Origin of the sequence: Pseudomonas sp. PDM20, assembly GCF_014852575.3 — a bacterium.
Taxonomy (GTDB): Bacteria; Pseudomonadota; Gammaproteobacteria; order Pseudomonadales; family Pseudomonadaceae; genus Pseudomonas.
In genome coordinates this window covers 1,504,564-1,529,842 of record NZ_CM181224.1, presented here as the reverse complement: position 1 = coordinate 1,529,842, position 25,279 = coordinate 1,504,564, and the positions used below count along the sequence as shown (strand labels likewise).

Annotated in this window: 28 protein-coding genes; 18 read left to right on the top strand and 10 right to left on the bottom strand. The window is 66.4% G+C overall.

Features of this window, described 5'->3' with window-relative positions:
- Positions 1-3: 3 nt before the first annotated feature.
- A complete protein-coding gene (dinG, locus tag IB261_RS07280) occupies positions 4-2,148 on the bottom strand; it encodes an ATP-dependent DNA helicase DinG (RefSeq protein ID WP_081517739.1) in 2,145 nt (714 codons plus the stop codon).
- Between the two features lie 122 nt (positions 2,149-2,270).
- On the opposite strand from dinG, the gene IB261_RS07275 reads away from it, so the two are divergent.
- A complete protein-coding gene (locus IB261_RS07275) occupies positions 2,271-2,735 on the top strand; it encodes a CopD family protein (RefSeq protein WP_192210064.1) in 465 nt (154 codons plus the stop codon).
- Positions 2,736-2,798: 63 nt separating this feature from the next.
- Here the strand turns inward: IB261_RS07275 and IB261_RS07270 are convergent, their stop codons facing one another.
- The 3 genes from IB261_RS07270 to IB261_RS07260 form a co-directional block, all read right to left on the bottom strand.
- Positions 2,799-3,563 carry a collagen pro alpha-chain precursor gene (locus tag IB261_RS07270; RefSeq protein ID WP_081517737.1) on the bottom strand — a complete coding sequence of 255 codons (765 nt, stop codon included), beginning with the start codon at positions 3,561-3,563 and terminating at the stop codon, positions 2,799-2,801.
- A complete protein-coding gene (locus IB261_RS07265) occupies positions 3,556-3,843 on the bottom strand; it encodes a DUF1145 domain-containing protein (protein WP_192210063.1) in 288 nt (95 codons plus the stop codon). The genes IB261_RS07270 and IB261_RS07265 overlap by 8 nt, the downstream gene beginning before the upstream one ends.
- Positions 3,844-3,963: 120 nt before the next feature.
- The gene (locus tag IB261_RS07260; protein WP_081517735.1) at positions 3,964-4,596 is read right to left on the bottom strand and encodes an OmpA family protein; all 633 of its coding nucleotides are present in this window, start codon (positions 4,594-4,596) and stop codon (positions 3,964-3,966) included.
- Positions 4,597-4,736: 140 nt separating this feature from the next.
- Here IB261_RS07260 and IB261_RS07255 point away from each other — a divergent pair, with 140 nt between their 5' ends.
- The 3 genes from IB261_RS07255 to IB261_RS07245 all read left to right on the top strand — a co-directional run bounded on the left by IB261_RS07255 (position 4,737) and on the right by IB261_RS07245 (position 6,451).
- Positions 4,737-5,225 (top strand): DUF6231 family protein, encoded by a 489-nt coding sequence (locus tag IB261_RS07255; protein ID WP_192381788.1) that lies wholly within the window; start codon positions 4,737-4,739, stop codon positions 5,223-5,225.
- A gap of 2 nt (positions 5,226-5,227) precedes the next feature.
- Complete coding sequence (locus IB261_RS07250) at positions 5,228-5,701, top strand: YchJ family protein (RefSeq protein WP_081517733.1); 474 nt, start codon at positions 5,228-5,230, stop codon at positions 5,699-5,701.
- Positions 5,702-5,824: 123 nt separating this feature from the next.
- Positions 5,825-6,451, top strand: a complete 627-nt coding sequence (locus tag IB261_RS07245; protein ID WP_138212538.1) for a trimeric intracellular cation channel family protein — start codon at positions 5,825-5,827, stop codon at positions 6,449-6,451.
- Here IB261_RS07245 and IB261_RS07240 read toward each other — a convergent pair whose 3' ends face one another.
- Positions 6,452-7,012 (bottom strand): hypothetical protein, encoded by a 561-nt coding sequence (locus tag IB261_RS07240; protein WP_192224852.1) that lies wholly within the window; start codon positions 7,010-7,012, stop codon positions 6,452-6,454. It lies immediately after the preceding gene.
- A 122-nt stretch (positions 7,013-7,134) separates the two neighbouring features.
- Between IB261_RS07240 and IB261_RS07235 the strand changes: the two genes are divergently transcribed.
- The 4 genes from IB261_RS07235 to IB261_RS07220 all read left to right on the top strand — a co-directional run bounded on the left by IB261_RS07235 (position 7,135) and on the right by IB261_RS07220 (position 11,309).
- Complete coding sequence (locus IB261_RS07235; protein WP_081517731.1) at positions 7,135-7,620, top strand: LEA/WHy family protein; 486 nt, start codon at positions 7,135-7,137, stop codon at positions 7,618-7,620.
- Positions 7,621-7,628: 8 nt separating this feature from the next.
- Positions 7,629-7,829 carry an SEC-C metal-binding domain-containing protein gene (locus tag IB261_RS07230; RefSeq protein ID WP_045209858.1) on the top strand — a complete coding sequence of 67 codons (201 nt, stop codon included), beginning with the start codon at positions 7,629-7,631 and terminating at the stop codon, positions 7,827-7,829.
- Between the two features lie 183 nt (positions 7,830-8,012).
- On the top strand, positions 8,013-10,553 hold the full coding sequence (locus IB261_RS07225; protein WP_192381786.1) for a penicillin acylase family protein: 2,541 nt from the start codon (positions 8,013-8,015) through the stop codon (positions 10,551-10,553).
- Positions 10,554-10,751: 198 nt separating this feature from the next.
- Entirely contained in the window at positions 10,752-11,309 is a 558-nt protein-coding gene (locus IB261_RS07220; RefSeq protein WP_192381784.1) for an AAA family ATPase, read from the top strand.
- Here IB261_RS07220 and IB261_RS07215 read toward each other — a convergent pair.
- Both IB261_RS07215 and dcd read right to left on the bottom strand, forming a co-directional pair.
- Positions 11,283-11,873: a hypothetical protein gene (locus IB261_RS07215; RefSeq protein WP_192381782.1), complete on the bottom strand. Its 591-nt coding sequence runs from the start codon at positions 11,871-11,873 to the stop codon at positions 11,283-11,285. The two genes, IB261_RS07220 and IB261_RS07215, sit on opposite strands and share 27 nt — an antisense overlap.
- Positions 11,874-11,898: 25 nt before the next feature.
- Complete coding sequence (gene dcd, locus IB261_RS07210) at positions 11,899-12,465, bottom strand: dCTP deaminase (RefSeq protein ID WP_017521037.1); 567 nt, start codon at positions 12,463-12,465, stop codon at positions 11,899-11,901.
- 145 nt (positions 12,466-12,610) lie between these two features.
- On the opposite strand from dcd, the gene IB261_RS07205 reads away from it, so the two are divergent.
- Positions 12,611-13,105, top strand: a complete 495-nt coding sequence (locus IB261_RS07205; RefSeq protein ID WP_081517727.1) for a rod shape-determining protein — start codon at positions 12,611-12,613, stop codon at positions 13,103-13,105.
- A gap of 4 nt (positions 13,106-13,109) precedes the next feature.
- On the opposite strand, the gene IB261_RS07200 is transcribed toward IB261_RS07205, so the two are convergent.
- A complete protein-coding gene (locus tag IB261_RS07200; protein WP_192381780.1) occupies positions 13,110-13,724 on the bottom strand; it encodes a hypothetical protein in 615 nt (204 codons plus the stop codon).
- Positions 13,725-13,739: 15 nt separating this feature from the next.
- Entirely contained in the window at positions 13,740-14,834 is a 1,095-nt protein-coding gene (gene apbC, locus IB261_RS07195) for an iron-sulfur cluster carrier protein ApbC (RefSeq protein ID WP_192381778.1), read from the bottom strand.
- 210 nt (positions 14,835-15,044) lie between these two features.
- Between apbC and metG the strand changes: the two genes are divergently transcribed.
- Both metG and IB261_RS07185 read left to right on the top strand, forming a co-directional pair.
- Positions 15,045-17,078: a methionine--tRNA ligase gene (gene metG / locus IB261_RS07190; RefSeq protein ID WP_081517724.1), complete on the top strand. Its 2,034-nt coding sequence runs from the start codon at positions 15,045-15,047 to the stop codon at positions 17,076-17,078.
- A 51-nt stretch (positions 17,079-17,129) separates the two neighbouring features.
- The gene (locus IB261_RS07185; protein WP_412548387.1) at positions 17,130-17,930 is read left to right on the top strand and encodes a DUF4349 domain-containing protein; all 801 of its coding nucleotides are present in this window, start codon (positions 17,130-17,132) and stop codon (positions 17,928-17,930) included.
- 39 nt (positions 17,931-17,969) lie between these two features.
- On the opposite strand, the gene IB261_RS07180 is transcribed toward IB261_RS07185, so the two are convergent.
- The gene (locus tag IB261_RS07180; protein ID WP_192381774.1) at positions 17,970-18,500 is read right to left on the bottom strand and encodes a hypothetical protein; all 531 of its coding nucleotides are present in this window, start codon (positions 18,498-18,500) and stop codon (positions 17,970-17,972) included.
- Positions 18,501-18,708: 208 nt separating this feature from the next.
- On the opposite strand from IB261_RS07180, the gene rsxA reads away from it, so the two are divergent.
- The 7 genes from rsxA to nth are packed head-to-tail and all read left to right on the top strand — an operon-like array spanning position 18,709 to position 25,175.
- Entirely contained in the window at positions 18,709-19,293 is a 585-nt protein-coding gene (rsxA, locus tag IB261_RS07175; RefSeq protein WP_151186183.1) for an electron transport complex subunit RsxA, read from the top strand.
- Positions 19,290-19,844, top strand: a complete 555-nt coding sequence (rsxB, locus tag IB261_RS07170; RefSeq protein ID WP_192381772.1) for an electron transport complex subunit RsxB — start codon at positions 19,290-19,292, stop codon at positions 19,842-19,844. The genes rsxA and rsxB overlap by 4 nt, the downstream gene beginning before the upstream one ends.
- Positions 19,841-22,162: an electron transport complex subunit RsxC gene (rsxC, locus tag IB261_RS07165; protein ID WP_192381771.1), complete on the top strand. Its 2,322-nt coding sequence runs from the start codon at positions 19,841-19,843 to the stop codon at positions 22,160-22,162. Before rsxB ends, rsxC begins: the two co-directional genes overlap by 4 nt.
- Entirely contained in the window at positions 22,162-23,202 is a 1,041-nt protein-coding gene (locus tag IB261_RS07160; protein ID WP_192381769.1) for an RnfABCDGE type electron transport complex subunit D, read from the top strand. Before rsxC ends, IB261_RS07160 begins: the two co-directional genes overlap by 1 nt.
- Positions 23,199-23,834 carry an electron transport complex subunit RsxG gene (gene rsxG / locus IB261_RS07155; protein ID WP_192381767.1) on the top strand — a complete coding sequence of 212 codons (636 nt, stop codon included), beginning with the start codon at positions 23,199-23,201 and terminating at the stop codon, positions 23,832-23,834. Before IB261_RS07160 ends, rsxG begins: the two co-directional genes overlap by 4 nt.
- Positions 23,827-24,540: an electron transport complex subunit E gene (locus tag IB261_RS07150; protein ID WP_192381765.1), complete on the top strand. Its 714-nt coding sequence runs from the start codon at positions 23,827-23,829 to the stop codon at positions 24,538-24,540. Before rsxG ends, IB261_RS07150 begins: the two co-directional genes overlap by 8 nt.
- The gene (gene nth, locus IB261_RS07145) at positions 24,537-25,175 is read left to right on the top strand and encodes an endonuclease III (protein ID WP_081517715.1); all 639 of its coding nucleotides are present in this window, start codon (positions 24,537-24,539) and stop codon (positions 25,173-25,175) included. The genes IB261_RS07150 and nth overlap by 4 nt, the downstream gene beginning before the upstream one ends.
- Positions 25,176-25,279: the final 104 nt, after the last annotated feature.

Genomic DNA, 25,279 nt, shown 5'->3' with positions numbered 1-25,279 from the left:
CACTCAAGCGATTTCTCGGCGGAATGGGGGTAACGCGTTCAGGATGGCCTTGCCGTAGCGCTGCGTCACCACGCGGCGGTCCAGCAGGGTGATGGTGCCGCGGTCCTGCTCGGTCCGCAGCAGGCGGCCGCAGGCCTGCACCAGGCGCAGCGAGGCGTCGGGCACGGCGATCTCCATGAAGGGATTGCCGCCGCGCGCCTCGATCCATTCCGACAGCGCCGCTTCCACCGGGTCGTCCGGCACGGCAAAGGGGATCTTGGCGATCACCACATGCTCGCAATAGGCGCCGGGCAGGTCCACGCCTTCGGAGAAGCTGGCCAGGCCGAACAGCACGCTCGGTTCGCCATCGTCGACCCGCGAACGGTGCTTGTTCAGGGTTTCCTGCTTGGACAGGTTGCCCTGGATCAGCACGCGCTTGCGCCAATCGCGGTCCAGGCCGTCGAAGACTTCCTGCATCTGCTTGCGCGAGGAGAACAGGATCAGCGAGCCGCGCGAGCCTTCGACGATCTCCGGCAGCTCGCGGATGATCGCCGCGGTATGGGCAGCAGCATCGCGCGGGTCGGCCTTGAGGTCGGGCACGCGCAGCACGCCGGCGTCGGCATGGTGGAACGGGCTCGGCACCACGGCGGTAACGGCGGCGCGCGGCAGGCCGGCGCGCATGCGGTAGCGGTCGAAGGTGCCCAGCGCCGTGAGGGTTGCGGAGGTCACCAGCACGCCGTAGGCCACGTTCCACAGGTTGCGGCGCAAGGTCTCGGCGGCGAGGATCGGGCTGGCGTTGGCCTCGATGTCATAGAAGGTGCCGCTCTCGGCGAGGGTCAGCCAGCGCGCCATGGGCGGGCTGTCTTCCGGGTCCTCGCAGGTGAAGGCGGTCCACAGCTCCCAGTTGCCCTGGGCGCGGGACAGCAGGCTGCCGAACAGCGGGTACCACTCCTCGGCCTGGTGGCTGGCGATACCGACGCTGCCCTCCCCGTCCATGGCTTCCTTGAGCAGTTCGGTGAGGCGGGTGAAGAGGTCGGTGAGCTTGGAGAAGCCCTTCTTCAGCTCGATGCCCATCTCGCGGATGTGCTCGGGAATCACCCCGCCCTCGAAGCGATGGCGCGGCCGCTCGCGGCCTTCCATGTCCTCGCCGGCGCGGAAATCGCCGACCTCCTCGCAGGCGGTGAACATGAATTGCTGGTGCGTGCGCAGCTCGCGGGCCAGCTCCGGCACCTGCTCGATCAAGCGGCCGAGGTCACCCGGCAGCGGGTTCTGCGCCAGCAGCTTGGTCAGGTTCTTCTCCACCTGGCCCAGCCAGTCGGCGGTGGCGCGCAGGCGGGTGAAGTGAGCGAAATGGCCGATGGCCTTGTCCGGTAGGTGGTGGCCTTCGTCGAACACGTAGAGGGTGTCGCGCGGGTCCGGCAGGATCGCGCCGCCGCCCAGGGCGAGGTCGGCCAGCACCAGGTCATGGTTGGTGACGATCACGTCGACCTTGGTCATGCCTTCACGCGCCTTGTAGAAGGCGCACTGCTGGAAGTTCGGGCAATGGCGGTTGGTGCACTGGCTGTGGTCGGTGGTGACCTGCGCCCACTGCGCGTCCTCGATGGCCTCGGGCCAGGAGTCGCGGTCGCCGTCCCAACGGTTGCCCGCCAGGCGCTCGATCATCTGGTTGAACAGCTTGGTGGAGGTCTCGTCCACGTCGATGCGGAAACCTTCCTCCTCGAACAGCTGGGCGGTGGCGCTCTGCGCCTGGCCTTCCTGCAGCAGGTGGTCGAGCTTGGACAGGCACATGTAGCGCCCGCGCCCCTTGGCCAGGGCGAAGCTGAACGACAGGCCGGAGTTGCGCAGCAGGTCGGGCAGGTCCTTGTGGACGATCTGCTCCTGCAGGGCGACGGTGGCGGTGGCGACGACCAGGCGCTTGCCGGCGGCCTTGGCGCAGGCGATGGCGGCGAGGCTGTAGGCGACGGTCTTGCCGGTGCCGGTTCCGGCTTCCACGGCGACCACGGCGGCATCGCCCAGGCGATGGCCTTCCTCGTCGCTGGCGATGGTCCCCAGGACCTTGGCGACTTCGGCGATCATCAGGCGCTGGCCGTAGCGCGGCTTGAGTTCCTTGGCCTCGAGGAAACGCGAGTAGGCGCCCTGGATCGTGGCCTTGAGTTCGGTGCTGAGCATGGACTTCCCGGGCCCCGGAGCGTGCCTTGAGGACACATCCGGATGCTGGATAAATTTTCAGTGGTTCGAATCGGCGGCTATGATAGCGCGCTTGACTTCAATCGCCAGCGGAGATCGTCCGAATGACACCCTTTGCCTTCATCTACGCCCTGCACGTCCTGGCCGCCCTGGTCTGGGTGGGCGGCATGTTCTTCGCCTGGATGATCCTGCGCCCGGCCGCCGTCGCCGCGCTGGAGGCGCCGCCCCGGCTGAAGCTGTGGCTGGAGGTGTTCCCGCGCTTCTTCCGCTGGGTGTGGGCCGCGGTGATCCTGCTGCCGGTGACCGGCGTGGGCATGCTGCACCTGAGCTTCAACGGCATGGCCGGCGCGCCGCGTTATGTGCAGGTGATGATGGGCCTCTACGTGGCGATGCTCGCGCTGTTCCTGCGCATCCAGGCGCTGCAACTGCCGGAGCTGCGCCGCGCGGTGGGCGCCGAGGACTGGCCGGCCGGCGGCGCCGCGCTGGGCAAGATCCGCAAGACCGTGGGCCTGAACCTGCTGATCGGCATGGCGCTGGTGGCTTTCGTCGCCGCGCGTCCGCACTGGTAAGACCCGCACGGCCAAGAAAAAAGCCCGCCGGTTGCCGGCGGGCTTTTTTTCAGGCACGTCGTTTCAGAAGCGTTTTACGTCCAGGCGGCCTTCGCTGCCTTTCGCCCCTTCCGCACCGCCGCTGCCTTCCGCGCCGGGCTTCTCACCCGCCACCGAATAGAACCAGCAGCCCTTCTCGCTGCTGCGCGGGCCTGCCTTGCCGGGCTTGCCGCCGGCTCCGCCTGCGCCGCCTTCCAGGCGAACCCTGACCTTCGCGACATCGAACTGCTCGGGTACTTCCAGACGCACCACGCCGCCGGACGCGCCGGTCTGGCCGTCGGCGCCGTTCTGGCCGTTGCCGGCGGACTTCCCGCTGCCCCACAGGCAACCGGACGTCTGCGCGCTGCCGCCATCCAGGCCGTCATAGCCCGGCGCGCCGACACCACCACGGACGTCGATCAGCAGGTTTTCCACCGCCACATCCTGTAGCCGCAGCACCAGGTTGCGGCCGCCGCTGGCAGGCTTCTCGAAGCTGCCGGAACTGCCTTGCGCGGCGATCACGCTGCCGTCGGCGAGGCTGCCGTGCTGCACTTCGATCTGCAGCGCATCGTTGCCGGGGAACACGCCGATCCGCGCATTCTTCGCCAGATCCAGCTCGCCGATCTTCAGCTCCTTGACCCGCGAAGGGATCAGCAGCGCGCCTTCCGGGCCGACGCTGATACGGTCCAGGCTCAGGCTCTCGCCCTTCACCGGCAGGCGCAGCACGGTATTGGCCTCCACCGAGACAGTGCCGGCGGCCGAACACGCCAGCGGGGCGAACAGCGCCAGGCCCAGCAACGACTTACGCATGGGTATCTCCTTCTACTTTTGCGGATGCCGGCTGCGGCAGGGTAGCGAAATGGAAGACGCCGAACAGCAGGATCTGCAGGCGGTCCATGCCCGGATGCGGGCGGCCCTGCAGCCGCTTGCGCAGCGCCACGAGTTCGAGAATGTGGATCAGCAGGATCAGCGCGCCCGCCGCATTGAGCAGCAGCGCGAAGGGATGTGCGAAGGGTTGGATCAGGTTGGCCAGCACCGCCAGCCAGAACAACAGGGCAATCAGTTTGCCCAGCCCCAACAACGCTTTCATGAAGTGCCCCCGTGTTTTTCTTTGCCGGGGAACATACGCCTCTGCTCCGCCCTGTGCCAGTGGCAACCGGGAATGACAAAGGGGGCCACGAGGGCCCCCTTTGCACAGATCACGCCGGACTTACTGACGGGTGATCTTGATTTCCACGCGACGGTTCTCGGCGCGGCCTTCCTTGGTCTTGTTGTCCGCAACCGGCTGGCTCTCGCCATAGCCGACGACCGACTTGATGCTGCTGGCAGGTACGCCAGAGTCGACCAGGTAGTTGGACACGGCGTTGGCGCGGCGCTCGGACAGTTTCTGGTTGTAGGCGTCGGTACCGATGCTGTCGGTGTGACCGCCGATGTTCAGCTCGGTGCTCGCAGCCTCACCCTTCAGGCGGGTAGCGATGGTGTCGAGCTTGTCCTTGTCCTGCGCATCGATCTTCGACGAGTCGAAGGCGAAGTGCAGGTCACGCACCACGATGGTCTCTTCCTTGGGCAGCGGAGCCGGAGCAGGCTCAGGAGCCGGTGCAGGCGGCGGAACTTCGGCCACTTGCTCTTCGGCGCCATGCACCCAGCAATAGGACGCACCCAGCACGCCACCAATCAGGGCCCCCCAACCGGCCCAGGCGCTGCTTTCGATGGAACCCAGACCGGCGCCGCCGACACCGCCAACCACGGCGCAGGTTGGCCAATCGGACTTCTGCAACCCTGCGCAGCCGGTGAGCAACGTGCTTACCAGCAGCAGGGGTAAAGCGGTCCTTGTGATGCTCATAAAGTTATGTCTCCTCTAATGATCGGGTCTTGACCGACAATTACCGAGTAAAGACGTGACTGACAGAATGCGCCAGCACTAGGCCATATGGGTGTCACACGCTAGTCTTCGTTCATTATTTTTCGCCTTCGACGAGCCTCATGATTTCGACACGCACGCCGCAACAAGCCCTGGCCGCCCTGCTCGATCGCTATGCGCCGCAGCGCCTCCTGCTGGTGGGTGCCAGCCAGATTCCGGCAGTGGACGCCTTCCTCGCGGCGCATCCGGATTGCGAACTGTTTCACGCTGACGCTGGCGCCCTGTCGGCGGAGCTGGCTGGCCAGCGCTATGACCTTGCGCTGCTGGCCGATTGCCTGGAACACCTGCCGCGCCGCGAAGCGCAACAGCTGGTGGGCGGCATCCGCAACCTCAACAGCAGCCGCGTGGCCGTGCTGGTCGACCTCGACGCCGCCCAGGCGCAGGACGCCGACTTCTACGCCCTGGCCATGCAGGCCAGCGAGCGCTTCCAGCGCGACGAGCAGGTGATCACGCTGTTCACCTACGATCTGCACGAATACAAACAGGTCCCGGACTGGCTCAATGCGAAGTTCTGGGCCAACCCGGAAAACTTCGGCAAGTACTGGTGGTGACCATGATCGAACCGACCTGCCCCTGCGGCAGTGGCCGCCCATTGCCCGACTGCTGCGGGCGTTTCCATGCCGGCGTCGCGGCGCCCACTGCCGAGGCACTGATGCGCTCGCGCTACAGCGCCTACGCGCTGGGCCTGGTGGATTACCTGCGTGACACGACGCTGCCCGCCCAGCAACAGGGTCTGGACCTCGACGCCATCCGCACCTGGAGCCTGGGCAGCACCTGGCTGGGCCTGGAGGTGGTGAGCCACGAAGTGCTCGGCGGCCAGCCGGAACATGCACGGGTGACTTTCATTGCGCGCTGGCACGATGCTGGCGGCGAACACAGTCACCGCGAGTGCTCTGGATTCGTCCAGCGCGACGGACGCTGGTACTTCCTCGACCCCACCGTGCCGATGAAGCTGGGACGCAACGACCCGTGCCCCTGCGGCGCCGGCGGCAAGCTGAAGAAATGTTGCGGGCCCTGGATTGAGTAGGAAAGGATCGAGTGAGGCGCGAACTCGCCCCACTTGGGGGCGTCCGGTGTCTGGGCTAGAATCCGCGCTTTTTTCCGGGGCGGCGGTGTTTCGCCGCACCGGCTACTCCTGCCGGACCTCGCCATGCTGCTGACCGTTCTCTACATCATCGCCATCACCGCCGAAGCCATGACCGGCGCGCTGTCCGCCGGCCGGCGGAGCATGGACCTGTTCGGCGTAGTGCTGGTGGCCTGCGTCACCGCCCTGGGTGGCGGTTCAGTGCGCGACATGCTGCTGGGCCACTACCCGCTGACCTGGGTGCGTCACCCGGAGTACCTGGCACTGACGGCCGGCGCCGCGCTGTTCACGGTGTTCATTGCCCCACTGATGCGCCACCTGCGCTCGATGTTCCTCGCGCTGGACGCCGTGGGCCTGGTGGCCTTTACCCTGATCGGTTGCCAGGTCAGCCTGGAGATGGGCCACAGCCTGCTGATCGCTGCCGTGAGCGGCGTGATCACCGGGGTGTTCGGCGGCATCCTGCGGGACATTTTCTGCAACGACGTGCCGCTGATCTTCCGCCGCGAGCTGTACGCCAGCGTGTCCTTCGCCAGCGCCTGGTGCTACCTGATCTGCCTGCAGATCGACCTGCCCAAGGAGCAGGCCATGCTGATCACCCTGTTCTCGGGCTTCCTGTTCCGCATGCTGGCGATCCGCTTCCGCTGGGAAATGCCCAAGTTCGTCTACAAGGACGACCCGCACCAGGGCGACTGATCAGTCCTGCAGCTTGAGGTGGCTGGTGTCCGGCGCAGGCCCGGCAGGCTCGGGCTTGGCCTGGCCCATGTCGCTGCCCACCGGGGCGACGCTGAACTGGCTGAGGTCCACGCGCGGTGCCTGGGCGTCGGGCTTCTCGTCCTGCAGGTCGGTGCCCACCGGAGCCAGGCCGAAGTCCGGCGCATCCACATCGGCGAAAGCGGCCATGTACTCGTCACGCGGCGCCACCTTCAGGCGCCCCTGCGGTGCAGCGGCAGAAGCAGCTGACTGTACCGGTGCGCTGTCAGGCTCGGCGGGCGGCGGCGGGGCCAGTTCGATCTCCTCGATCTGCGCATCCATGTCGACCACTTCGACGACAGCGCCGGCGCGCTCGATCACACTGCGGTACTTTTCCGCGGCCTCGGCATCGAGGTTGTTCTTGATCACCATGCGGCGACCGGAGAACAGCAGTTCGATGCGCGGCGCGTCGGCCTGGAACAGCCTGGCCAGGTTGGCTTTCACCGTCTCGAGCTGAGCACCCGGCACGGTCTGTCCCGAGAAGGCAATCTCATAGCGGCTCATCTTCACTCTCCTGTGTTAACCCGCCGGTTACATTCGGCCAGTATGGTGCAGCTTCTTTTAACGTAACAACAACTTGCGGCCGAGCAGGTGCTTGGTACACTGGGGCGTCTTGAGGGGTAGACATGAATTATCAGGCGCAAATGATAAGAATTTTCAGCCTGTTCTGGCTGTTCAGCCTCGTTTCGGGCTGCGGCTGGATGTCAGGCAATTTCGAGCAACCCGACGTGAAACTGCAGAAGGTAGACGTCGTGAAAGCTCGTTTGCTGGAGCAGGAATTCGTCCTGCATTTCCGCATCGACAACCCGAACGACTTCAGCCTTCCGGTTCGTGGCCTGGCCTACAAGGTCAAGCTGAACGATATCGACCTCGCCGAAGGCGAGTCGAATAACTGGTTCACAGTGCCGGCCAACGGCCACGAAACCTTCGAAGTACCGGTGACCACCAACCTGTGGCGGCACATGAAGTACATCGTCAAATTGCTGGAAGACCCGGACAAGCCGATCCGCTATCGCCTCGACGGTGAAGTGAAGACAGGCCTGCTCTTCGGACAGAGCGTGCACATCGCCCGCAATGGCGAGATAATTCCCGGTGATTTCATCCCCGAGTGAGCGTCACCATGAGCCAGGAACCCCACGTACACGGTCCGAACTGCAACCACGACCACGATCATGACCACCACCATGATCACGGCCACGTGCACGGCCCGCACTGCAACCACAGCCAGGAGCCTGCGCGTAACCCGCTCAAGGATGTGGGCCGCAACGATCCTTGCCCCTGCGGCAGCGGCAGCAAGTACAAGAAGTGCCACGGCGCCTGACCCAGGCCCCGAGCACTGCGAAGAAGGCCCGCCCAGCGCGGGCCTTCTGCTGTCCGGCCCAACTATTCGTCGGCTGCTGAAAATCCCGCCGCGCGCGGCTTGCGAAGCTATCCTCGGCTCACTAACGTAGCGCGCTTCAAGCAACCTCCTTCAAGCGACCTTTTTGTGCAGGAGCACATCCCCATGGCCCCGCGAGCCTTCCGCCGGCTTCCCAGCTTCGGCCTTGCCGCCACCCTCAGCGCCGCTGTCAGCCTCACCGGTTGCCAGGGCTGGCTCAACGACCGCTATGCAGGCAGCCTGCCGCCGAGCTACGGCGTGCAGCCGATCAAGGGCCTGGCGGACAACGTGTCGATCCGCCGCAACAGCCTGGGGATGCCGCTGATCGAGACCAGCACCTTCCACGATGCGCTGTTCACCCTGGGCTACGTGCATGCCAGCGACCGCATCAGCCAGATGGTCGGCCTGCGCCTGATGGCCCAGGGACGCCTGTCGGAGATGGTCGGCCCCGGCGCCCTGGAGACCGACCGCTTCATGCGCACGGTGAACCTGAAGAAGGCCGCCGATGCGCTTTACGCCGGCTCCTCGCCACGCCTGAAGCGCTTCTTCGAGACCTACGCGCGCGGCGTCAACGCCTACCTGTACCGCTACCGCGACAAGCTGCCGATGGACCTCGCCGAGTCCGGCTACCGTCCCGAGTACTGGAAGGCCGAAGACTCCGCACTGGTCTTCAGCCTGCTGAACTTCGGACTGGCGGTGAACCTGCAGGAGGAGATCGCCTCCCTGGTGCTCGCGCAGAAGGTCGGCGCCGACAAGCTGCCCTGGCTGACGCCGATCTACCCGGACGAAGCGCTGCCCTTCGAGGAAGCCGAGAAGCTCAAGGGCCTGCGCCTGGACGGCAGGATCGCCGGCCTCGACGCCCTGGACCGCGCCGCCGGGCAAGTCGCCTCGCTGCAGATGATGGGCGTCGCCGCCTCCAACAACTGGGCCATCGCCCCGCAGCGCACACGCAGCGGCAAGAGCATCCTGGCCAACGACACCCACCTGCCGCTGTCCATGCCTTCGGTGTGGAACTACGTGCAGATCCGCTCGCCCAAATACAACGCCGCAGGCGTCTCCATCGCCGGCGTGCCAGGCGTGGTTGCCGGCTTCAACGGCAAGCTGGCCTGGGGCATGACCATGGTCATGGGCGACAACCAGGACCTGTTCCTCGAACAGGTGAAGCGCCAGGGCAGCAAGCTCTACTACCTCGCCGATGGCCAGTGGAAACCCGCCATCGAGCGCAACGAGACCTTCTTCATCAAGGGCCAGAGCCCGGTCCGCGAAGTCATCTACGAGACCCGCCACGGCCCGCTGCTCAACAGCGCGCTGGGCGAGCGCAAGCACGACCTGCAGCCGCTGCCGCTGTCCAGCGGCTACGGCATCGCTTACCAGAGCATCCAGGGCGAGACCGACCGCACGCTCGACGCCTTCTTCGATCTTTCCCGCGCAAAGAACGTCGAACAGGCCTTCGACGCCACCCGTGACGTGCGCGCGATGGCGCTGAACATCGTGTTCGCCGACGAGAAGCACATCGGCTGGCAGGTCACCGGGCGCTTCCCCAACCGCAAGGAAGGCCGCGGCCTGCTGCCCTCCCCCGGCTGGGACGGCCGCTACGACTGGGACGGCTACGCCGACCCGATCCTGCACCCGTCCGACCAGGACCCGGCGCAGGGCTGGCTGGGTACCGCCAACCACCGCAGCGTGCAGCCGGGCTACGGCGCGCAGCTGTCCAGTTCCTGGTACTACCCGGAGCGCTACGAGCGCATCGCCCAACTCGCCAGCGGCAGCAAGAGCCACGACTACCGCAGCATGATCGCCATGCAGTACGACCAGACCACGCCGTTCGCCGGCAAGCTGCAGTCGATGCTGGATGCACCGGGCATGGCGCAGCCGCTGAAGAAAGCCATCGACGCCCTGCCCGCCGACCAGCGCGCCCGCGCCCGCGAAGCGCTGGACCGGATCATGGCCTTCGACGGCAAGCTCTCGGCCACCTCCGGTGACGCCGCGCTCTACGAAGCCTTCCTGCAGGAAAGCACCAAACAGATCTTCCTCGACGAACTGGGCCCGGAAGACAGCCCGTCCTGGAAGGCCTTCGTCGAGACTGCCAATCTCTCCTACTCGGCCCAGGCCGACCACCTGCTGGGCCGCGACGACAGCCCGTTCTGGGATGACACCCGCACCCCGCAGAAGGAAGACAAGCCGGCGATCCTCGCCCGCAGCCTGGCCGCCGCCACCGCCTTCTGCGAGCAGAAGCTGGGCAGCGACCGCCACGCCTGGCAGTGGGGCAAGCTGCACACCTACGAGTGGGTCAGCGACAGCACCAAGATGGCGCCCAACCTCAGCGCCGGCGACCGTGCCAGCCTGGGTGCGATCAAGGGCTACCTGGACCGCGGCCCCTACCCGGCCGGCGGCGACCACAGCACGCTGAACGTCTCGGCCTACCACTGGGGCCAGGACTTCAACACCTGGCTGATCCCGGCCATGCGCCTCGTCGTCGACTTCGGCCAGAGCGAGCCGATGATCGGCCTCAACAGCAGCGGCCAGTCCGGCAACCCGGCCAGCCCGCACTACGCCGATGGCATCGACGCCTGGCTGAAGGGCAACTACATGAGCTTCCCCTTCCAGTCGCAGAACCTGGAGAAGGTCTACGGCGTGAAACGCCTGACGCTGGTGCCGGAGAAGTGATGATCTGAAAAATATTTCCGGGGACCGGGAACTTGGCTCCCGCCCCGGAATCAGATTTGTCGACTTACTCCATGATCATATTCAGGCACCCTCTGGGTGCCTTTCTTTTTTCCCCGCTCCGTTTCCGCTGCACCTCCCTTCGCAACACCCTTCCCCGGCCGGAACTCCCTCGTATCCTTTCCCACAGGAGTCATCGCCATGTCCGAATCGCTCATCGTCATCACCGGCGGCCCCGGCGCCGGCAAGAGCACGCTGCTCGACCATCTGCACCAGCATCACGGCCTGAACGTCGTCGAGGAAGGCGGCCGGGCGATCATCCGCGAACAACTGGCCCGTGGCGGCGATGCACTGCCATGGGCAAACCGGGAGGCCTTCTGCCGGGAAATGTTCGAACACGCGCTGACGACCCGCGAGCGAGCGCTCGATACGGGGGGACTGTGGCTGTTCGATCGCGGCCTGCCGGACGTGCTGGGGTACGCGCGGCTCTGCGGCCTGCCGATTCCCGAAGCGCTGGAAACCGCCGCACGGGAACAGCGCTACGGGCAAACCGTGTTCCTGGCGCCCGCGTGGGAAGCCATCTACCGCAACGACGCCGAACGCCGGCAGGACTTCATCGAAGCGCAGCGAACGGCGGCGATGATGGCCCAGGTGTACGAAGCGCTGGGGTATCGCGTCGTGCAGTTGCCGCTCGTGAGCCTGGAGGAACGAGCGGCCTTCGTGCTGGAAGTCCTAGGGACGGCTCATCACGCCCATTGAGGCAGCGGCAGCAGGCGGTTCGGGGATACTCACGCTGAGGGACACCACGACCTGACGGTTCTCGCCCTGGATGCCGTAGTCGTCGGAGTTGCCATAGCCCAGCCAGACTTCGCTGTTGCCACTCATGCGGACATCGGATAGTTCGTCACCGTCACCTTCGTGGCCATTGAGCCAGCCGGACGCGGCACCGCGCTCCTGCCCCAGATGCAGCGTGCCATCCACGGCAAAGGTCAGCGGGTCCTTGCCCGGCTCGACCTGATCCAGCCAACCGAGGAACAGCGAAGGAGTGAATCGGCTGTGCAGCCAGCAACGAACCTGCGTGAGGCGCTGGTTCTTGAACACCAGCAGCGTGGCGTTGCCGTAGAGCAGGCCCTGCTCGCCGCCGCGCATGGGCAAGCGCGCCGTGGGCTCGCCCAGGCGTTCGACGAACTGGTTCAGGGGAGCGCTGGACGGCAGGCCGAGCACTTCGCCACCGGGAGTGACGTTGAGTTCGGCTGCCGCCAGATGGCCGCTGGCGCCCAGCAACAGGGCGCAAAGCAGGCCCCGCAATCCTTGCGAGGTCATGTCCGTTTCTCTCTGTGCGGCGCGATCAGGCCTTGGGCAGGGTGACGCCGGTCTGGCCCTGGTATTTGCCGCCGCGATCGCGGTAGGACACTTCGCAGGCTTCGTCCGACTGCAGGAACAGCATCTGCGCCACGCCTTCGTGGGCGTAGATCTTCGCCGGCAGGTTGGTGGTGTTGGAGAACTCCAGGGTCACGTGGCCTTCCCACTCGGGTTCCAGCGGGGTCACGTTGACGATGATGCCGCAGCGCGCGTAGGTGCTCTTGCCCAGGCAGATGGTCAGTACATCGCGCGGGATGCGGAAGTACTCGACGGTGCGGGCCAGGGCGAAGGAGTTCGGCGGGATGATGCAGACGTCGCTGTTGATGTCGACGAAGCTCTTCTCGTCGAAGTTCTTCGGATCGACCACGGCCGAGTGGATGTTGGTGAACACCTTGAATTCGGCGGCGCAGCGTACGTCGTAGCCGTAACTGGAAACGCCGTAGGAAATCACCCGGCTGTCATCGGCACCGCGAATCTGGCGCTCGACGAACGGCTCGATCATGCCGTGTTCCTGAGCCATGCGGCGAATCCACTTGTCCGATTTGATGCTCATGGCGGGTGTCCTGTGCGGCGGTTGAAAAAAGAAGGCGAATCTTACCGGGCGTCACAATTTCCGGCAAAGGGTGCGGCCGGATGGTCGACGCTCAAGTGTGGATTTGCGTAACCTGCTGCGTATCGACTCATGGAAGAGGCCGCCGATGTTTGATCATTTCTCGTCCACCCTGTACCTGAAACTCTCCCGACAGTGGATCAGCGGCGTGGCGCTCCCTTCCGGCGAGGCATTCGGCGAACCGCCCCTGCTGGCCCTGCGCTACGAGGATGGCAAGCCCAGGGTTCTTGCGGCCGGCGAGGCCGCTCGGCAACTGCAGGGCCAGGAGGGCGTCGAGATCGTCAACGGCTTCGACCATCCCCGCTCCTTGCTGGCCAATTTCTCCTTCGCCGAGATGACCCTGAAGCTGCTGGTGGGCCGCCTCGTACCCAGGTCTCTGCTCAAGGCGGCGCCGGTGCTGATCCTGCACCCGCAGGAACTCCTCGAAGGCGGCCTGACGCAGGTGGAAGTCCGCGGGCTGTACGAGCTCTGCCGCGGGGCCGGAGCGCGCAAGGTGCGTCTCTGGACCGGGCGCGAGCTCACCCAGGACGAATTGCGCAGCGGTCAGTTTCCCGCCGGCGCCGGGGCGGAATGGTTTCCGTAAGCCCTCAGGGCAGCCAGCTGGTGCGCAATTTGCGCTGGTCCACCGAGAAACGCAGCCAGTCTTCGGCATAGCCGTCGGCGCAATCGCACTCGGCGCCGGGCACAGCCTCGCGCACCAGGCGCAGGTCGACGCTCTGCGGCGACTGGCGCAGCACCAGGCTGGCGGTTTTCAGCAGGCCTTCCACCGCACCGGGGTCGCCCAGGCGCTTGTCCACCACCTGCAGGGTGGCGAGGTCCAGCAGCAGCGCATCCACCACCGGCAGGCCGGGACGGTTGTCGCGCACCACGAGCAGCAGACCGAGGCCATTGCCCATGTCCAGCAGCGGCACTGGGTCGCAGGCACTCGTCGGGCTGCCGAGCAGGCCGGTGGCATGGTAGAGGGCTGGCGGCAGTGGCAGGGTCAGGCTGGTACCGTCGGCCCGGCGCGCCTGCACCACCATGTCGTCCTCGAAGGCATCGCCCGAGGCGGAACGGAAGTCCAGGGTCACCGGCTTTGCGCCGATCACGCACTGGGCCTGCCAGTTGGCGGAGTCCTCGTCGGCGCCCCAGGCCACTGAGCCGATGAGGCCCAGGCACGCCGCCAGCAGCCAGCCGGCGGCGCGTTTCGCATCCTTGCGCATGGCAGTCCCCGGGTATCAGTCGTCGCTGATGGAGATGTTCGGCATGTCCGGCGCAGCCTTCTCGCTCAGGGCGATGCGGGCGCCGACGCAGCGGGCCATTTCCTGGTAGATCATCGCCAGCTGGCTTTCCGGGTCGGCGATCACGGTGGGCTTGCCGCCGTCGGCCTGCATGCGGATGGCCATGGACAGCGGCAGCGACGCCAGCAGCTCCACGCCGTACTGCGCGGCCAGCTTCTCCCCGCCGCCCTCACCGAACAGGTGCTCGGCGTGGCCGCAGTTGGAGCAGATGTGCACGGCCATGTTCTCGACCACGCCCAGCACCGGGATGTTGACCTTGCGGAACATCTCCACGCCTTTCCTGGCGTCGAGCAGGGCCAGGTCCTGCGGGGTGGTGACGATCACCGAGCCGGCCACCGGGACTTTCTGCGCCAGGGTCAGCTGGATGTCGCCGGTACCCGGTGGCATGTCGATGACCAGGTAATCCAGGTCGTTCCAGGCGGTCTGGGTGATCAGTTGCAGCAGCGCGCCGGAGACCATCGGGCCGCGCCACACCACCGGGGTGTTGTCGTCGGTGAGGAAGGCCATGGACATGACTTCCACGCCGTGGGCTTCCAGCGGGATGAACCACTTCTGGTCACGGATCTTCGGCCGGGTGCCTTCGGGGATGCCGAACATGATGCCCTGGCTCGGGCCATAGATGTCGGCGTCGAGGATGCCGACCTTGGCGCCTTCGCGGGCCAGCGCCAGCGCGAGGTTGGCGGCGGTGGTGGACTTGCCCACGCCGCCCTTGCCGGATGCCACGGCGATGATGTTCTTGACGTTGCTCATGCCCGGCACCTGGGCCTGGGCCTTGTGCGCGGCGATGTGGGTTTCCACCTTGACCTGGGCCGAGTCGACGCCGTCCAGCGCCTCCAGGGCCATCTGCACGGTCTGCGCCAGGCCGTTCTTGAACAGGCCGGCGGCGTAGCCCAGCTCCAGGGTCAGCGAGATTCGCCCGCCCTGGATGTCCAGCTCGCGCAGGTAGCCGGCGTCCAGCAGGTTCTGGCCGGTGTGAGGGTCGTTGATCTGGCGGAGAAGGTTTTCCACCGTGGCTCGGTTGGCGGCGCCCATGGGTACTCCCGATGAAAGACTGAGCAGAATAGGCGGGCATTCTAACAGCAGCGGCCCGCTTCAGGCTGCAGGCTTCAGGTGCGGCGCATCGCATCACCTCGCTCGTGCCTGCAGCCTGTGACCTGCCGCCTGTAGCCCGTTCTGGCCTGCCACAGGTCGCTTCCTATATAGTTGCCGATTCCCTCGTTTTAACCGGAACGGCCGATCATCATGTCCGAAGCCCGCAAGATCCTCGTCACCAGCGCCCTGCCCTACGCCAATGGTTCGATTCACCTGGGTCACATGCTGGAGTACATCCAGACCGACATCTGGGTGCGCTTCCAGAAGATGCGTGGCAACCAGGCGGTGTACGTGTGCGCGGACGATGCCCACGGCTCGGCCATCATGCTGCGCGCCGAGCGCGAAGGCATCACCTCCGAGCAGCTGATCGACGGCGTGCGCGCCGAGCACATGGCCGACTTCGCCGACTTCCAGGTGAACTTCGACAACTACCACTCGACCCACTCGGAAGAGAACCGCGAGCTGTCCTCGGCCATCTACCTGAAGCTGCGCGACGCCGGCCATATTGCCACCCGTCCGGTGACCCAGTACTTCGACCCGGAAAAGCAGATGTTCCTGGCCGACCGCTTCATCAAGGGCACCTGCCCGAAGTGCGGCACCGCCGACCAGTACGGCGACAACTGCGAAGCCTGCGGCGCGACCTACGCCCCGACCGAGCTGAAGGACCCGAAATCGGCGATCTCCGGCGCCACCCCGGTGCTCAAGGAATCGCTGCACTACTTCTTCAAGCTGCCTGACTTCCAGGACATGCTGCAGCAGTGGACCCGCAGCGGCACCCTGCAGGACTCGGTGGCCAACAAGCTCGCCGAGTGGCTGGATTCCGGCCTGCAGGAGTGGGACATCTCCCGCGACGCACCCTACTTCGGCTTCGAGATTCCCGACGCGCCGGGCAAGTACTTCTATGTCTGGCTGGACGCGCCGATCGGCTACATGGCCAGCTTCAAGAACCTCTGCGCACGCCGCCCGGAACTGGACTTCGATGCCTACTGGAAAGAAGGCTCCGAAGCCGAGCTGTACCACTTCATCGGCAAGGACATCGTCAACTTCCACGCGCTGTTCTGGCCGGCCATGCTCCAGGGCGCCGGCTACCGCAAGCCGACCGCGGTCAATGTGCATGGCTACCTGACCGTCAACGGCCAGAAGATGTCCAAGTCGCGTGGCACCTTCGTCAAGGCGCGCACCTACCTGGACCACCTGGACCCGGAATACCTGCGCTACTACTACGCCTCCAAGCTGGGCCGCGGCGTCGACGACCTCGACCTGAACCTCGAAGACTTCGTGCAGAAGGTCAACTCCGACCTGGTCGGCAAGGTGGTCAACATTGCCAGCCGTTGCGCCGGCTTCATCCACAAGGGCAACAACGGCCTGCTGGTGGACGCCAATCCGGCGCCGGAACTGGTCGAGGCCTTCCGCACTGCCGCCCCGAGTATTGCCGCGGCCTATGAAGCCCGTGACTTCGGTCGCGCCATGCGCGAGATCATGGCCCTGGCCGACCAGGCCAACGCCTGGATCGCCGACAAGGCCCCGTGGTCGCTGAACAAGCAGGAAGGCAAGCAGGACGAAGTCCAGGCCATCTGCGCCCTGGGCGTGAACCTGTTCCGTCAGCTGGTGATCTTCCTCAAGCCAGTGCTGCCGAAGCTGGCCGAAGCCGCCGAAGCCTTCCTCAACGTCGCCCCGCTGAAGTGGGCCGACCACGAGCAACTGCTGGCCAACCATCAACTGAACCCGTTCAACCCGCTGATGACCCGTATCGAGCCTGCGAAAATCGAAGCCATGATCGAAGCCTCCAAGGAAGACCTCGCCGCCGCCAACAAGCCCACTGGTAATGGCGAACTGACCAAGGACCCGCTGGCCGCGGAGATCAACTTCGACGCCTTCGCCGCCGTCGACCTGCGCATCGCGCTGATCGAGAAGTGCGAGTTCGTCGAGGGCGCCGACAAGCTGCTGCGCCTGTCCCTGGACATCGGCGACGAGAAGCGCAACGTGTTCTCCGGCATCAAGAGCGCCTACCCCGACCCGAGCAAGCTCGAAGGCCGCCTGACCCTGTACGTGGCCAACCTGGCCCCGCGCAAGATGAAGTTCGGCATCTCCGAAGGCATGGTCCTGGCTGCCGGCCCCGGTGGTGAAGAGATCTACCTGCTGAGCCCGGACAGCGGCGCCAAACCCGGCCAGCGCGTCAAGTAAAAGGCTGGTCAAGCAAGACGCACCATCACGGCAAGGAGGCCATCGATGAAACTGCACCACTGGGCAGCACTCGTCCTGAGCGCCGCCCTCGCCGGCTGCGGTGCTCCGTCGGAGCACGGCGCCGGTTCCGGCGCCGCTTTCCAGGGGGAAGCGGCGAAGGCCGGCACCTTCCTCGCCTATGAACACCAGGTCGGCATCCGCCTGGCCAGCGAGCGCATCGACGCGCAACTGGCCGCCGCCCGCGATGCCTGCACCCAGGACCGCTTCGGCCAATGCGAGCTGATCGCCATCGAGCAGAGCGGCGACAGCCAGATGCGCAACGCACACCTGGTCGTGCGCATCGCCCCCGAAGGCGTAGAGAAACTTGTCACCCTGGCAGCCGAAGGCGGGCAACTGCAGAGCCGCAGCACCCGCGCCGAAGACCTCGCCCAGGCTGTCAGCGACAACCAGCAACTGCGTGGCCGTCTGGAGCGCGAGTACCAGACCCTGCAGGGCTTCCAGGGCCGCAAGGACATGAGCGTCAGCGACCTGCTGGCCCTGGCCAAGGCCACCGCCGAGGTCGAGCAGCAACTGCAGGCCTCCAGCCAGGAAGCCGCCCAGCAGCAACGGCGCATCTCCACCAACCTGCTCACCCTGGACTTCTCCAGCGAATACCAGCCCAGCGGCCGCTGGTCGCGCATCGGCAAGGCCTTCGGCAACTCGCTGGACGAACTCACCGACGGAACCGTCAACGCCATCCAGGTGGCCGCGTTCGGCCTGCCGCTGCTGGTCGTACTGCTCATAGCCGGCCTGATCCTGCGCTGGCTGTGGCGCAAGCTCGGACCACGCCGCAGCGCAAAGCGATCCGCCTGACTCAGACCAGCCTGCCCGGCGGCGGCTGGCCCAGGGGCTCTACTGAGCGTCTTCGCAGTCCACGTCGCCGCCGCCCAGGTGCTCGAAGCCTTCCAGGTAGAGGCACGACGCATCCGACGCACAGTCCTGCAGCGAAGCGTTGCTCAGGTTGTCCCGTGAAGTGGGGTCTTCCAGGTTCACCTGCGGGAAGATGTCGGCCACCTCCTCCGCCGTCATGATCCTGTCGAAGGTGACGTTGACCGATTGCAGGCGGCCATACTCCCAGTCCAGGTCCACCGCCGCGATGCGCGGGTCGAGCGCCCGCACCTGCGCCTCGGCCAACTGCGGGCCGGCGTAGCTGAGATCGGTGTCGTGGCAGGCGTCGCCCCAGTTGCTCAGCTTCTTGCTGGCGGCGCAGCTGAACTGCGCGTCGACATGACCAGTGCGCTGCTCCAGCAGGCAAGCGAAGTCGGCCACGCTCATGCGCGGCCAGCCGACCAGATCGGCCGTGGTGAAGGGCGCGGCCGAAGCCAGGGCACTGGAGAACAGCAGGCAAAGGGCGGTGAAGCGTCCAGACAGGGGTTTGCGCATCGCGACTTCCGTGAGGGGAACCGATCGGGTTCGGCAGCCGCCGATATTCCTCCCGCCGCCCCTGGCACCGCAACTGATTTCGGGGAGGTACAATTGCCTACTTCGCACCTTGTATTCGAGCCATGTCCTCTCGCCGCCATCAACCCGCTGACCATCGGTCTCCGAGCATGATCCGCCTTTCCTTGCGCCCGGCTGCGAGTGCCCGGCCGTGACCGAACTCGCCCTGATCCTGGTCAGCGCCATCCTGGTCAACAACTTCGTGCTGGTGCAGTTCCTCGGCATCTGCCCGTTCATGGGCGTGTCGCGCAAGATCGAGACGGCGCTCGCGCTGGCCCTGGCGACCACCTTTGTCCTCACCCTCGCCTCGGCATTGAGCTACATCCTGCAGCGCTACGTGCTGCAACCGCTGGACCTGGAATTCCTGCGCACCATCGGCTTCATCCTGGTGATCGCCGTGGTGGTGCAGTTCACCGAGCTACTGGTGAACAGAACCAGCCCGCTGCTGGGTCGAACCCTGGGCATCTTCCTGCCGCTGATTACCACCAACTGCATCGTGCTGGGCGTAGCGCTGCTGAATGCGCGCAAGGCCGAGTTCGGCTTCCTGCAATCCACCCTCCAGGGCTTCGGTGCCGGGCTGGGCTTCACCCTGGTGCTGGTGCTGTTCGCCGCCCTGCGCGAGCGCATCGCCATCGCCGACGTGCCCAAGCCGTTCAAGGGCGCGGCCATCGGCATGATCACCGCCGGGCTGATGTCCCTGGCGTTCATGGGCTTCAGCGGGTTGCTCAAGCCATGATCGCGGCGCTGCTGATCATCGTGGTTTGCCTCGGCGGCGCCGTGGCGTTGCGCCTGGCCTCAGCGCGGGTGAAGGTCGCAGGCGAGCCCATCGCCGGGCAGATCAATGACCTGCTGCCGCAGACCCAGTGCGGCCAGTGCGGCTACGCCGGCTGCAAGCCCTACGCCCAGGCCATCGCCGAGGGTGACGCGATCAACAAGTGCCCGCCCGGCGGCGCCGCGACCATCGCCGCCCTCGCCGAGTTGCTGGACGTCGCCCCCCTGCCGCTGGACGCCGCCGAAGAGACGCCGCTGCGTGTGGCCTACATCCGCGAGGCCGAGTGCATCGGCTGCACCAAGTGCATCCGCGCCTGCCCGGTGGACGCCATCGTCGGTGCGGCCAAGCTGATGCACACGGTGATAATCGACGAATGCACCGGCTGCGACCTGTGCCTGGAACCCTGCCCGGTGGACTGCATCGAGATGCGCGACCTGCCGCTGCGCGTCGCCGACTGGAAATGGCCGCTGCCGCAGGGCCGGCTGATCCAGACCGACCGGGAGCAGGCGGCATGAACGCGCAGGTCTGGGACTTCCCCGGCGGCCTGACGCTGCCGGCGAACAAGCAGCAGTCCACCGGCATGCCAATCCAGCAGCCACCATTGCCGCGCCGACTGGTGCTGCCCCTGCAACAGCATATCGGCGAGCCTGCCGTGCCCTGCGTCACTGCTGGCCAGCGCGTGCTCAAGGGCCAGCGGATCGCCGAGGCCGGCAGTGCCATCAGCGCCGCGCTGCATGCGCCGACCTCCGGCACCGTGGTCGAGATCAGCGAGCAACCTTATCCGCACAGCTCCGGCCTTTCTGTGCCCGCCATCGTCATCGACAGCGACGGCACGGATGAATGGACCACGCGGGAGCCCATTTCCGATTACCCGTCCCTAGCCGCGAGCGAACTGCTGCAACGCATTCGGCAAGCGGGCATCGCCGGCCTCGGTGGCGCCGGCTTCCCCACCGCCGCCAAGCTGGCCTCGCGCGCCCAGGACGACCTGCATACGCTGATCATCAACGGCGCCGAGTGCGAGCCCTACATCAGCGCCGACGACCTGCTGATGCGCGAGCGCGCCGTCGAACTGGTCGAAGGCATCGAGGTGCTGATGCACATCCTCCAGCCGCAGCAGGTGCTGCTCGGCATCGAGGATGACAAGCCCGAGGCCATCGCCATTTTGCAGGCCACCATTGGTGAGCGGCCGATCCGCCTGCAACCGGTCCCGACCCGCTACCCCTCCGGCGGCGAGCGCCAGTTGATCCAGGTGCTGACCGGCCGCGAGGTGCCGTCCGGCGGGCTGCCGGCGGATATCGGCATGCTCTGCGTGAACGTCGGCACCGTCGTCGCCGTGGCCGACGCCGTGCTGCGCGGGCGGCCGCTGATCTCGCGCATCACCACCCTGACCGGCGCCGCACTCGCGCGCCCGTGCAACGTTGAAGCGCTGCTCGGCACGCCCGTGGGCGAGCTGCTGGCGTTCGCCGGCCTCGACAGCGCGAAGCTCGACCGCCTGCTACTCGGCGGCCCGCTGATGGGCGACAGCCTGCCGTCGCTGGACGTGCCGCTGATCAAGACCGCCAACTGCCTGCTGGCCGCCACCCGCGAAGAGCTGCCGGCACCGGCACAGGCCATGCCCTGTATCCGCTGCGGCGACTGCGCACAGGTCTGCCCCGCCAGCCTGCTGCCGCAGCAGCTGTACTTCTTTGCCGAAGACCATGACCAGTTGATGGAGCACAACCTGTTCGACTGCATCGAGTGCGGCGCCTGCGCCTACGTCTGCCCGTCGAGCATTCCGCTGGTGCAGTACTACCGCGCCGCCAAGGGCGAGATCCGCGAACTGGAACAGCGCCAGCTGAAGGCCGAGCAGTCGCGCCTGCGCTTCGAGCAGCGCCAGGAGCGCCTGCGCCGTGAGGAAGAACAGCGCGCTGCCGACCGCCTGGCCCGCCAGGAACGTGCGTCACGCGCGCAGGAAGACCCAGCCGAAATCGAGACGCCCAGCGTACCGGCCGCGCAATCGGTGATCGAGCGGGTGAAGGCCGAAAAGGCCGTGGGCAATGCGCCTGACCAGCTCAAGCGCCTGAAGATCGACGCCAGCATGGCCCAGGTCGCGCTGAACAAGGCCGAGAAGCAACTGGCCAGCCATGACACCGAGCAGTTGCGCACTCAGGTTGCCGAGCTGCGTGTCGCCGCCGCCGAGGCGAAAGCCGCACTGGCGGCTGCCGAAACGCAAAGCGCCAGCGCGGAGCCAACGCCCACTGCCGCCCCCGTCTCGGACGAAGCGGCACTGAAGAAAGCGAAGATCGACGCCGCCATGGCCCGCGCCCAGCTGAAGAAGTCCGAGAAGGCCTTCGGCGAATCGCCCAGCGACGAGCAGCGCGCCACCCTCGCCTCCTTGCGCGGGGACGTCGAACGTATCGAGCGCCAACTCAACGAACTGCAGGGGACCGCCATGCCAACCGAACCGAAAACCGAGCACCCCGTCGACGGCGTACTCGCCCTGCGCCAGGCCAAGCTGGCCTATATCGCCCAGCGCGACGCCCTGCGTGCGGCTGAACGCGAAGGCGTGTCCGCCGAGGCGCTGGACGCGATCCGCCAGACGCTCGCCGCCGCGGAAGCTGCCCTGCACGCTGCCGAAGACGCCAGCGGCAAGGCGCCGCCGGACCTGGTGCGCACCGACAAACGTCCGATCACCGACGCCCTGCGCGCCGCCAAAACCGAACTGGCCTACGCCCGCGCCGACCTGAAGAAGCTCGAACGCGAAGGTGCTGGCGACTCGGCACTGGCCACTGCCCGTGAGCGCCTGAAAGCGGCGGAACACGCAGTCGCCGATGCCAGCGGTGAGGCGCCTTGATGAAGCTGCCACGCATCAGCTCGCCCCACGCCACAGGCGCCAACCGCACGCAGCGAGTCATGCTGACGCTGCTGGCCGCCTGCGCGCCGGGTGCGCTGGTGCTGATCGGCCTGTACGGCGTCGGCACCCTGTTCAACCTGCTCTGGTGCAGCCTGCTCGCCCTCTCCACCGAGGCGCTGATGCTCAAGTTGCGCAACCGCCCGGTGACCTTCCTCCTCAAGGACGGTAGCGCGCTGGTCACCGCGGTGCTGCTCGCCCTCGCCCTGCCGCCCTACTCGCCCTGGTGGCTGAGCGCGGTCGCCACGGTGTTCGCGCTGATCTTCGGCAAACACCTGTACGGCGGCCTCGGGCAGAACCCGTTCAACCCGGCGATGGTCGGCTACGCGGTGGTGCTGGTGTCGTTTCCGCAGCAGATGAGCCAGTGGCCGGCGCCGGACAGCGCGCTCGGCTTCGTCGAGGGCCTGCGGCAGATATTCGGCTTCGCAAGCCAGGGGCCGGACGCCTGGGTCGGCGCCACGGCGCTGGACGTGGTGCGCAACAACCACAGCCTGACCATGGAAGAACTGCTGGCGCAGTCCCCCGCTTTCGGCAGTGTCGGCGGGCGCGGCGTGGAACTGGTCAACCTGGCCTTCCTGGCCGGCGGGCTGTTCCTGCTCTGGCGCAAGCTGTTCACCTGGCACGCGCCGGTGGGCATGCTCGGCGGCCTGTTCGTCATGAGCCTGCTGTTCTGGAACGGCTCCGGCTCCGACTCCCACGGTTCGCCGCTGCTGCACCTGTTCAGCGGCGCGACCATGCTCGGCGCCTTTTTCATCGTCACCGACCCGGTCTCCGGCGCCACCAGCAACCGCGGCCGGCTGCTGTTCGGCATCGGTGTCGGCGTGTTCACCTACGTGATCCGTGCCTGGGGCGGCTACCCCGACGGCCTGGCCTTCGCCGTGCTGCTGATGAACCTCGCCGCGCCGACCCTCGACTACTTCACCCGCCCACGCACTTACGGACACAAGAAGCCCGAACGCGGCTTCAAGGCGGGTGAGCGATGAACCGCACCCTGCTGAAGAACATCCTGGCGCTGGGCCTGCTCGCGGTGCTTGCCGCCAGCGTGGTAGCGACCGTCCACCAGCTCACCGCCCAGCGCATCGACACCGCCCAGCGCGAGGCGCGTGGCCGCACCCTGCTGGAACTGCTGCCCAGGGGCAGCTACGACAACCATCCACTGGAGACCGAAGTCAGCGCCTTCGATCCCAAGCTGCTGGGCCGCGACGAGCCGGCGCCCGCCTACCTCGCCCGACTCCAGGGGCAGACCACGGCGGTCGTGCTCCAGCCCGTGGCGCGAGATGGCTATGGCGGCTCGATCCAGCTGCTGGTGGGAGTGACCGCACAAGGCCGTCTGCTCGGCGTGCGGGTCGTGGCGCATCACGAGACGCCCGGCCAGGGCGACCGCATCGAACTGGGCAAGAGCGACTGGCTGCATGGCTTCGACGGCCGCTCCCTGAGCGACCCGGCCGAGGCCGGCTGGAAAGTGAAGAAGGACGGAGGCCAGTTCGACCAGTTCGCCGGCGCCACCGTCACCCCTCGCGCGGTGGTCAAGGCCACGCACCTGGCGCTGCAGTACTTCGACGCGCACAAGTCCGAGCTGCTGGCCCCTGCGACCTCGGGAGGCAAGCATGAGTAATCCCGGCTACCGCGAAATCGCCCTGCAGGGCCTGTGGAAGAACAACCCCGGCCTTGTGCAGTTGCTCGGCCTGTGCCCGCTGCTGGGCACCAGCAGCTCCATGGTCAACGCCCTCGGCCTGGGGCTGGCGACGATCTTCGTGCTGGTCTGCTCCAGCGTCGCCGTAGCGCTGATCCGTGGCACGCTCAGCGAGGCCGTGCGCCTGCCGGCCTTCCTGCTGGTCATCGCCACCCTCACCACCTGCGTCGAACTGCTGATGCAGGCGTGGCGGTACGAGCTGTATGAAGTGCTGGGCATCTTCGTGCCGCTGATCACCACCAACTGCGTGATCCTCGGCCGCGCGCAATCCTTCGCCGCGAACAACAACGTGGCGCGCTCGGCCTTCGACGCACTGATGATGGGGCTGGGCTTCGCCCTGGTCCTGCTGGCCATCGGCACGCTGCGCGAACTGCTCGGCCATGGCACGCTGCTGGCCGGCACGGACTTGCTGTTCGGCCCCGGCGCCGCCAGCTGGAAACTGCAGATTCCCGGCTACCAGGGCCTGTTGCTGGCCGTGCTGCCGCCCGGTGCCTTCCTGGTGCTGGGCCTGCTGATTGCCCTGAAGAACCGTATTGATGAAAGCCTGGCGGACCGCGCCAAGGCGCAGGCGGGCGACGTACCCGCGACCGAGCGCCAACGCGTCCGCGTGACCGGAGTGATCGAATGAATGCCGCCAAACGCGCGGAGATTTTCCGCCGACTCAAGGAAGACAATCCCAACCCCGAAACCGAGCTGGCCTACAGCACGCCCTTCGAGCTGCTGATCGCGGTGCTGCTCTCCGCCCAGGCCACCGACGTCGGGGTGAACAAGGCCACCGCCAAGCTCTACCCGGTGGCCAACACCCCGGAGGCGATCTACGCCCTGGGCGTGGAAGGCCTGTCGGAGTACATCAAGACCATCGGCCTTTACAACAGCAAGGCGAAGAACACCATCGAGACCTGCCGCATCCTCATCGAGAAGCACGGCGGCCAGGTTCCGGAGAACCGCGAAGACCTGGAAGCCCTGCCGGGCGTGGGCCGCAAGACCGCCAACGTGGTGCTCAACACGGCTTTCCGACAGCCGGCGATGGCAGTGGACACCCATATCTTCCGCGTCTCCAACCGCACCAACATCGCGCCGGGGCGCAATGTGCTGGAAGTGGAGCGCAAGCTGCTCAAGTTCGTGCCCAAGGAATACCTGCTGGATGCGCACCACTGGCTGATCCTGCATGGGCGCTACGTCTGCAAGGCGCGCAAGCCGCAGTGCGGCAGCTGCCGAATCGAGGACCTGTGCGAGTTCAAGCACAAGACGTCGGACGATTGAGCGTTATGGGAAAATTCCTTCAGGCTGATTGAAAAAATCTTTTTTACCGCTTACGCCTTTGTCGATATAAGGGGCGCCAACACACCCCGTGTTGTGGAGTGCAC

Coding starts and splice junctions, on each gene's coding strand:
- IB261_RS07255 (WP_192381788.1), top strand. CDS start 4,737: ATGATTTCGACACGCACGCCGCAACAAGCCCTGGCCGCCCTGCTCGAT.
- IB261_RS07215 (WP_192381782.1), bottom strand. CDS start 11,873: ATGACCTCGCAAGGATTGCGGGGCCTGCTTTGCGCCCTGTTGCTGGGC.
- IB261_RS07235 (WP_081517731.1), top strand. CDS start 7,135: ATGAATTATCAGGCGCAAATGATAAGAATTTTCAGCCTGTTCTGGCTG.
- IB261_RS07260 (WP_081517735.1), bottom strand. CDS start 4,596: ATGAGCATCACAAGGACCGCTTTACCCCTGCTGCTGGTAAGCACGTTG.
- rsxC (WP_192381771.1), top strand. CDS start 19,841: ATGAACGCGCAGGTCTGGGACTTCCCCGGCGGCCTGACGCTGCCGGCG.
- IB261_RS07275 (WP_192210064.1), top strand. CDS start 2,271: ATGACACCCTTTGCCTTCATCTACGCCCTGCACGTCCTGGCCGCCCTG.
- IB261_RS07270 (WP_081517737.1), bottom strand. CDS start 3,563: ATGCGTAAGTCGTTGCTGGGCCTGGCGCTGTTCGCCCCGCTGGCGTGT.
- IB261_RS07150 (WP_192381765.1), top strand. CDS start 23,827: ATGAGTAATCCCGGCTACCGCGAAATCGCCCTGCAGGGCCTGTGGAAG.
- IB261_RS07200 (WP_192381780.1), bottom strand. CDS start 13,724: ATGCGCAAGGATGCGAAACGCGCCGCCGGCTGGCTGCTGGCGGCGTGC.
- IB261_RS07245 (WP_138212538.1), top strand. CDS start 5,825: ATGCTGCTGACCGTTCTCTACATCATCGCCATCACCGCCGAAGCCATG.
- IB261_RS07180 (WP_192381774.1), bottom strand. CDS start 18,500: ATGCGCAAACCCCTGTCTGGACGCTTCACCGCCCTTTGCCTGCTGTTC.
- IB261_RS07220 (WP_192381784.1), top strand. CDS start 10,752: ATGTCCGAATCGCTCATCGTCATCACCGGCGGCCCCGGCGCCGGCAAG.
- IB261_RS07205 (WP_081517727.1), top strand. CDS start 12,611: ATGTTTGATCATTTCTCGTCCACCCTGTACCTGAAACTCTCCCGACAG.
- IB261_RS07265 (WP_192210063.1), bottom strand. CDS start 3,843: ATGAAAGCGTTGTTGGGGCTGGGCAAACTGATTGCCCTGTTGTTCTGG.
- dcd (WP_017521037.1), bottom strand. CDS start 12,465: ATGAGCATCAAATCGGACAAGTGGATTCGCCGCATGGCTCAGGAACAC.
- IB261_RS07160 (WP_192381769.1), top strand. CDS start 22,162: ATGAAGCTGCCACGCATCAGCTCGCCCCACGCCACAGGCGCCAACCGC.
- IB261_RS07240 (WP_192224852.1), bottom strand. CDS start 7,012: ATGAGCCGCTATGAGATTGCCTTCTCGGGACAGACCGTGCCGGGTGCT.
- IB261_RS07230 (WP_045209858.1), top strand. CDS start 7,629: ATGAGCCAGGAACCCCACGTACACGGTCCGAACTGCAACCACGACCAC.
- nth (WP_081517715.1), top strand. CDS start 24,537: ATGAATGCCGCCAAACGCGCGGAGATTTTCCGCCGACTCAAGGAAGAC.
- apbC (WP_192381778.1), bottom strand. CDS start 14,834: ATGGGCGCCGCCAACCGAGCCACGGTGGAAAACCTTCTCCGCCAGATC.
- IB261_RS07225 (WP_192381786.1), top strand. CDS start 8,013: ATGGCCCCGCGAGCCTTCCGCCGGCTTCCCAGCTTCGGCCTTGCCGCC.
- metG (WP_081517724.1), top strand. CDS start 15,045: ATGTCCGAAGCCCGCAAGATCCTCGTCACCAGCGCCCTGCCCTACGCC.
- rsxB (WP_192381772.1), top strand. CDS start 19,290: ATGATCGCGGCGCTGCTGATCATCGTGGTTTGCCTCGGCGGCGCCGTG.
- dinG (WP_081517739.1), bottom strand. CDS start 2,148: ATGCTCAGCACCGAACTCAAGGCCACGATCCAGGGCGCCTACTCGCGT.
- rsxG (WP_192381767.1), top strand. CDS start 23,199: ATGAACCGCACCCTGCTGAAGAACATCCTGGCGCTGGGCCTGCTCGCG.
- IB261_RS07250 (WP_081517733.1), top strand. CDS start 5,228: ATGATCGAACCGACCTGCCCCTGCGGCAGTGGCCGCCCATTGCCCGAC.